Annotated in this window: 7 protein-coding genes; 3 read left to right on the forward strand and 4 right to left on the reverse strand. The window is 59.8% G+C overall.

Annotated elements, in window-relative coordinates:
- From H8A95_RS40800 to H8A95_RS40815, 3 genes are all read left to right on the forward strand, one after another.
- Nucleotides 1-387: Hsp20 family protein (locus H8A95_RS40800; RefSeq protein WP_229188149.1), on the forward strand; the 387-nt coding region annotated here is incomplete at its 5' end.
- A gap of 400 nt (nucleotides 388-787) precedes the next feature.
- Nucleotides 788-1,108, forward strand: a complete 321-nt coding sequence (locus H8A95_RS44300) for a hypothetical protein (protein ID WP_338028075.1) — start codon at nucleotides 788-790, stop codon at nucleotides 1,106-1,108.
- Nucleotides 1,105-1,287 (forward strand): hypothetical protein, encoded by a 183-nt coding sequence (locus H8A95_RS40815; protein ID WP_229188151.1) that lies wholly within the window; start codon nucleotides 1,105-1,107, stop codon nucleotides 1,285-1,287. Before H8A95_RS44300 ends, H8A95_RS40815 begins: the two co-directional genes overlap by 4 nt.
- A 325-nt stretch (nucleotides 1,288-1,612) precedes the next feature.
- On the opposite strand, the gene H8A95_RS40820 is transcribed toward H8A95_RS40815, so the two are convergent.
- From H8A95_RS40820 to glmU, 4 genes are all read right to left on the reverse strand, one after another.
- Entirely contained in the window at nucleotides 1,613-2,059 is a 447-nt protein-coding gene (locus H8A95_RS40820; RefSeq protein ID WP_229188152.1) for a DUF4279 domain-containing protein, read from the reverse strand.
- Between the two features lie 3 nt (nucleotides 2,060-2,062).
- Nucleotides 2,063-2,692 carry an RHS repeat-associated core domain-containing protein gene (locus tag H8A95_RS40825; RefSeq protein ID WP_229188153.1) on the reverse strand — a complete coding sequence of 210 codons (630 nt, stop codon included), beginning with the start codon at nucleotides 2,690-2,692 and terminating at the stop codon, nucleotides 2,063-2,065.
- A gap of 889 nt (nucleotides 2,693-3,581) precedes the next feature.
- Entirely contained in the window at nucleotides 3,582-5,450 is a 1,869-nt protein-coding gene (locus H8A95_RS40830; protein WP_229188154.1) for an RHS repeat-associated core domain-containing protein, read from the reverse strand.
- Nucleotides 5,451-5,684: 234 nt separating this feature from the next.
- The coding region (gene glmU, locus H8A95_RS40835; RefSeq protein ID WP_229188155.1) for a bifunctional UDP-N-acetylglucosamine diphosphorylase/glucosamine-1-phosphate N-acetyltransferase GlmU at nucleotides 5,685-6,779 on the reverse strand (1,095 nt) is incomplete at its 5' end.

Consider the following 6,779-nt stretch of genomic DNA (forward strand, 5'->3'; position numbering starts at 1 on the left):
GAGACTGTCCAACGTGCCGGCGAGGACAATTATCCGCCCTATAATATCGAACGGCTTGCGGAGGATCGGTACCAGATCGCGCTCGCGGTCGCCGGCTTTGCACCTGACGAGATATCGGTGACGGCAGAGCAGAACGTTCTGACCATCGAAGGCACGAAGGTCGAAAAGGCCGAGCGTGAATATATCTATCAGGGCATCTCGACACGTCGCTTCAAACGACAGTTCAGTCTGGCCGATCATGTCGAGGTCAAGAGCGCGTCGTTCGATAACGGCCTGCTCAGGATCGAACTCGCCCGTGAAGTGCCGGAGGCCATGAAGCCGAGGCAAATTGCGATCAATGCAGTTCCAAGCAAGGCGACGCGCCAGTTGGAGGGCGTGGCAGCCTAACGATCCGCAAAGCCGCGCTCCGCTGGGGCGCGGCTCCTCATCTCTGGTTTCGTCTCAAGAATGGAGGCACCCATGCGGCCGACGACCGCGCCTGTCGACAATGTCCTTGCATTTCGCCTGCCAAGAGGCAGGCAATACGAACATCCGCGCGATCTGCTGCGCGACCCCGGCCTGACAAGGGCGGCGAAGAGAAGCATTCTGGCATCCTGGGCTTCGGATGCCTGCGCTGTCGCATCCAATCCCGCTCTGCGCGCGCCTCCAGAACTCAGGTCGCCCGTTCCAGTCAGCGATATCCTCGACGCGCTGCGCGCTCTTGACGATCCACGCGAACCGCCAGGAGGAAGGCCGGCCAGGCTGCACTCCACCGAGCGCCACGTCGCTGCCGCATAGGAGTGGTCCCATGACCGAGATCAGGCTTCCGAAACAAGTCATCGACAGGATTGAAGATCGCTGGTGGTCAAGGTTCAACCAAGATCGGCAGCGAACGTCAGAACAGATTGATGAGCGCCTCGAACGGCTGCGCGCACATCGCAACAATGTTGGCCGATATCGGCGGCTGCTCGGCACCGAGCTTTCCGACCTGGAACGCGATTTCGTCAACCGACGTCTTTCTGAAGAGATGGCAGCGATGCAGGTGTTGACGGCCGACATACCGACGCTCGTCCTTGCCCCACCGGCGAACGAGCAAATTGTCGGGCAGTCAGGAGAGAGCCAGCCATGACAGAGCTGCAGCGTCTGCTCATACGTGGGAGCGAGAAGGTCATCGACCATTATCAATTCCTGCTCGACACCGAGAAATCAGAACACGAGCGGGAGCTGCTCAAGCGAAGAATCGAGAAAGAACGTCGGATGCTGAACGATCTGCTTCAAGGCTCGGATCCGTCTGCGCGTGCGGCCTGACCAGCCGCGACGGACAAGAGGTGTCGCGAGAATGCAGGCGCGTGCCCCGCCGACTGCGCCACATATTCCGTGTCGTCCCTGCGAAACCAGGGACCCATAGCCGCGATGAAAGATTTGCCGATTGACCCGGTCAAAGAACTTCTTCTCGCCCTCGGATACCTGAGGTAAGCGTAGTCAGACATTCGCGTGTTGGCAACAGCTTGCGTGGCTATGACAAACGACGCGATATCCAAGGTGTTGCTTCAGTCTTCAATGCCGCTTCGCTAATGCGGGCTACGCTCTGCTTCGGTCGGTTTGCGCTTTACCGTCTCGCCCTTGAGCACCCTTAGTCGATGTCAAATTCTGGGAAAACTTCAATCCCCAAACTAATTTCGAGATGGGCTAGCCGCCGCAGATCGACTGATTTGAGGATCGATCCGATGTTTACATTTCCTGGCAGGTGCACAATCGCGATTATCTCCCCGCCGCTGGAAACTAGAGTGCCTAAGAATTGTCTATGCGCTTCTAGGTGGTCTGCCAGCTCAGCGACGCTATCAAAGAAATCTCTTTTTCCTTTGATGGATTCACTCCAGTTCCAGACGCTCTGTTTGCTTCGGCTCGCCAGCTTTACGCCAGTCGGCGTAACTATTTCTGTTCCCACAGCGCGGGCTAGAGAGGGGGCGATTCCAAGTGCAGTCGTTATTTCAGCTGGATCAATCGTGGGGTGTTTCACCAACAGTCGAACTGTATATCGAAGGTCGACCGTGGCAGCCTTACGATATTCATCTACCATTTTTCATCGATCCTTCCCGCGTCGGCCGGAGGGCTTGCCCGATCCAGTGTAGTCCGATGCTGGGCCAAAATCCGTCCAGGTACCATCGGGATTCTCCGCCCACACATTCCCGTCTGGCGAGATGCGAACGTCATCGTTCGGGTCAGCACCAATCTGCCCCTTGATTCTACCATGATCTCCCGACCATGGCGTCTCCTTAATAGGCTTAGAGCCGGGCGGAGGGCGTGTTGCTTGTTCTTCATGCTCCTCATTGAACAAGCCGCGGCAGAAGTTCCACAACCCCTTGTGACCGCGCTTGAAATGTTCCCACCATTGAGGGGTGCCCGGCACAATGTCAGGTGGTATCGGAATGGGAAAAGCAATCTGTGCCCCTGCGGTTGTCGCGGCCTGCCGACCATCCTTGTCCGAAAGCATTGTTGGAGCCGACTTCGCATAACCATAAAGACTTGGTCCTTGTGCAACACCAAGCAGATCCGCCTGGATGTACCTTCCGGTAGATGGATCGTAGTGCCGGTACCAATTGTAGTTGAGCCCGGACTCGACCAAAAAGTACTGCCCCGGAAAGCGCAGATTATTGCTTGCACTTCCCGCGATCGACCGCGCGTCACCAAACGGCCAGTACTGCGCGCCCACACCACAGCCTGGCTCGTGTCCGTCATCTTGATTGGGCGATCGAGGTGATCGGCGTGCACATACCATTGCTTTGGCGAGGCCGTATCCAGATCGGCGAACAGTGCCAGCGGCATGTCGTCGAGCCAGACATATTCGCGCTGGATCGTCCCGGTGCCGCTCGCCTCCATCAACAGCCGTCCGGCGCGATCGTAGACATAGTGCGTCGTCGCTGCCGGCGTCATGTTCTGCGTTGTGCGGACCGACATCCGCTCCAGGCCGTCGTAACCATAGCTCGCCGTCACCGTCGACCCGACCGTCAACTGGTCGAGCCGGCCGCGGTTGTTGTAGCGATACTGGTAGACGGTCGAACCGCGGGTGTCGGTAATGACATTGCCGGCGCCGTCGTAGGCGAACGAGCGCAATGTCGTCGCGCCGCTGGTGACGCTGCCGAGCAGATTGCTGCTGGCGGGATAGCCGAGCGTCTCTGTCGCCGCCGCAGCGCCGTCGATATTATCGCGATCCCGGTGATGCTGAAATCGCTGTAGCCGTTATGAAGCGGTTTAGCGAAACTCCCACTTCTTGGCCGCAAGTACGCACTCGATCAAGCCGAGCGAAATTGGAGGATACTTGTTTCTTAGACGATTACCTAGTTCCGTCCGCCACAAAAGTGACATCGCCAAGTTCGTCCACGAAAGCTCTGGCGGAAAATACCTATCCACCTCAAATCCCGTTAAATCAACACCGAACTCCCGGTGCATTCGGGAAAACTCATCCCATGCATTGTCTCCGGCGAGCCCGATATCCTGAAGCAATCGGGTTTCACTATTCCATGAATCGATCTGTGAATCACTGTAGCCGCACCTGCTCAGGTACATCTTTGTAAGCGGACCAACCGGAGTTCCCATTGTCGTCATCGGCAGCTCAAAGCATCATAGATTTCCCACGCAGCCAGCGCCGCAGTCCCCCATGGCAGCGACTTGGAAATCACTTTGCCGGCACCGCGCAGGGCGTTCCTGGTTCCAAGACCGATAAGGTCAGCATTGTAGGAATCACCAACAGCTTGGCTAAAGGGAGAAGTCGTCATTCCGGGAGGACCGCCGCCGCTAATACCGGTCCTTGGTTTCGCTCCGAACGGGCCGAAGGCCCCATTTGCTCCACCCGCGGCACCATTCCCCCAGGGTCCTCCCGATGTGCTCGCATCCTGGCAGCTGCAATGAGTCCTCTTATATTCCGAGACTGCATAATCGAAGGCAAGACCTGCGCCCACACCAACGAGAATCGGCACAAATGCAAATTCTCCTCTTGGATCAGCATAGTTCACCGGATTACCGGATGCATATTGGAATACGTTTGGTCCGTCGATGAATCCAAGATGATCGGGCTGAACGTAGCGACCGATTGTCGGATCGTAGTGCCGGTACCAATTATAGTGCAGGCCTGATTCGACCAAGAAGTACTGGCCTGGGAAACGCAGATTGTTGCTCGCACTCCCCGTGATCAAGCGTACCTCACCAAATGGCCAATATTGGGCGTCCCACACCACGGCCTGGCTCGCATCCGTCATCTTAATCGGACGATTGAGATGATCCGCGTGCACATACCATTGCTTTGGCGATGTCGTATCGAGGTCGGCGAACAGCGCCAGCGGCATGTCGTCGAGCCAGACATATTCGCGCTGGATCGTCCCGGTGCTGCTCGCCTCCATCAACAGCCGCCCGGCGCGATCGTAGACATAATGCGTCGTCGCCGCCGGCGTCATGTTCTGCGTTGTGCGGACCGACATCCGCTCCAGGCCGTCATAGCCGTAGCTCGCCGCCACCGTCGATCCGGCCGTCAACTGGTCGAGCCGGCCGCGGTTGTTGTAACGATACTGGTAGACGGCCGAACCACGGGTGTCGGTAATGACATTGCCGGCGCCGTCGTAGGCGAACGAGCGCAATGTCGTCGCACCGCTCGTGACGGTGCCGAGCAGATTGCTGCTGGCGGGATAGCTGAGCGTCTCGGTGGCCGCCGCAACGCCGCCGGAGACGGCACCGACATTGTCCGCGATCCCTGTGATGCTGAAGTCGCCATTGCCGTAGCCATAGCCGTAATCGACGACCGATGTCGTCCCCTGCGCCACTTTCAGCGCCGTAAGGTTGTAGTCCTGGTTAAACGTCCTGTTCAGGATCAGGCCGTTGCCATAGGTCAGCGTCCGCAGCGGCCCGAACGGCAGGTATCCGACGCCAGACGCCAGGGTCGCCGGCGTGCCGCCGCCGGTCGTGACAGCCGTCACACGGCCGGTGGTGTCGCGGCTAAAGTTGACGATGCGGCCGGACGGATAAGTGATTTGCATGACATTGCCGTCGAGATCGTAAGCATAGGCGACGTTGTAGACCATAGATAACGTGGTCTTCTTCTCCGCTGTGACCTGCCCAAGCACATTGTAGGTCCATTCGACGCTGCCGGATGCATCGTCGATCCGCGTCAGGCGGCCTACGCCCCTGTTGCCACCCGCCGTCGCATCCCAGGTATAGGTGATGTTTTCGACAGTCGCCGCCGGATACTGTTTCGACAACAGCCGGCCGGCATTGTCGTAGGCCGGGTTGGTGACGACGCCGCGGCCGTCCGTGATCTGGGTCGGCTTGCCCAGCGCATTGTAGGTGTAGACCGTGATCCCGGTGTCCGGGCTGCCGCGCTGGATGACATCGCCAAATCCATTGCGGACAAAGCTCGTGTTCAGCGATCGCGGGTCGTTGTAATTGGTGATCTCGTCCTTGCCGTTGCGCGTCAGCGTCACGACACCCGACTCTTCATCGGTCGTCTTGATCAGACGGTTCAGCGCATCGAACGTCCATCCGAACACGCTTGAACGCGGATCCTTGACCGACACCTGATTGTCGGTCCGGTCGTAGGCGTAGGTCCAGGTCTGGCTGGAAGCGCCAACGAACTTCAACAGACGCCCGAGTTCGTCGAACATCGCGGTCTGCGAAAGCTGCAGCGTAGGCAGACTCGAGATCACGCCGAGAGAAGACTACTTCCCCTTCGCAGCCTTCGCCTTGAGCTTCGCCGCGCGGTAGCGCGCGGCGCCGCCTTCGCGGATCGACTGTTCGCTGCGCTCGAGCGCCATCGCGTCGTCGGGCACGTCCTTGGTGATGACCGAGCCCGAGCCGATATAGGCGCCCTTGCCGATCGTGACCGGCGCGACCAGCGACGTGTTGGTGCCGACGAAGGCGCCCTCGCCGATCAGCGTCTTGTGCTTGAGGAAGCCGTCATAGTTGCAGGTGATGGTGCCGGCGCCGAGGTTGGAATTGGCGCCGACATGGGCATCGCCGATATAGGAGAGATGGTTGACCTTGACGCCGGCCTCCAGCGTCGCGGCCTTGGTCTCGACGAAATTGCCGATCCGCGCGCCGTCGCCGAGCGAGGTGCCGGGCCGCAGCCGCGCATAGGGACCGACCGACACCTTCTTGCCGATGCTGGCCTCGACGAGGTGCGAGAAGGAATGGATCACGGCGCCGTCGTCGATCGACACGCCCGGTCCGATCACCACGAACGGCTCGATCACAACGTCCTTGCCGAACTTGGTGTCGGCGGCGAGATGGACAGTGTCGGGCGCGATCAGGGTCACGCCGGCCTCGAGCGCCTGCTTGCGCAGCCGCGCCTGCATCACGGCCTCCGCCTCGGCGAGTTGCGCCTTGGTGTTGATGCCGCGCACTTCATCCTCGCTGGTCTCGATCACGACGGCCTCCAGTCCCATTTCCCTGACGATGGTCACGGCATCGGTCAGATAAAATTCGCCCTTGGCATTGGCGTTGCCGATCTTCTCGATGATCGCGAGCGCCTTGCTGCCGTCGAACGCCATCACGCCGGCGTTGCACAAGGTGATCTTGCGCTCCGCGGGGCTGGCGTCGGCCTGCTCGCGGATCGCAACCAGCTTGCCGTTCTCGGTCACCAGCCGGCCGTAGCCGGTCGGGTCGGCGGCATGGAAGCCGAGCACCGCAAGCGCAGCGCCGTCGCGCAGCGGCGCACGCATCCGTGCAAAGGTCTCGGCCGAGATCAGCGGCGTATCGCCGAATGCGACCAATAGGTCGTCGGCGCCGCGGGCGAGCGCCTCGCGCGCGGCGAG

The sequence above is a fragment of the Bradyrhizobium oropedii genome (assembly GCF_020889685.1).
Taxonomy (GTDB): Bacteria; Pseudomonadota; Alphaproteobacteria; order Rhizobiales; family Xanthobacteraceae; genus Bradyrhizobium; species Bradyrhizobium oropedii.

What these genes read in the sequence shown, in the direction of transcription:
- H8A95_RS44300 (WP_338028075.1), top strand. Translation starts at nt 788, where the DNA reads ATGACCGAGATCAGGCTTCCGAAACAAGTCATCGACAGGATTGAAGAT.
- H8A95_RS40815 (WP_229188151.1), top strand. Translation starts at nt 1,105, where the DNA reads ATGACAGAGCTGCAGCGTCTGCTCATACGTGGGAGCGAGAAGGTCATC.
- H8A95_RS40820 (WP_229188152.1), bottom strand. Translation starts at nt 2,059, where the DNA reads ATGGTAGATGAATATCGTAAGGCTGCCACGGTCGACCTTCGATATACA.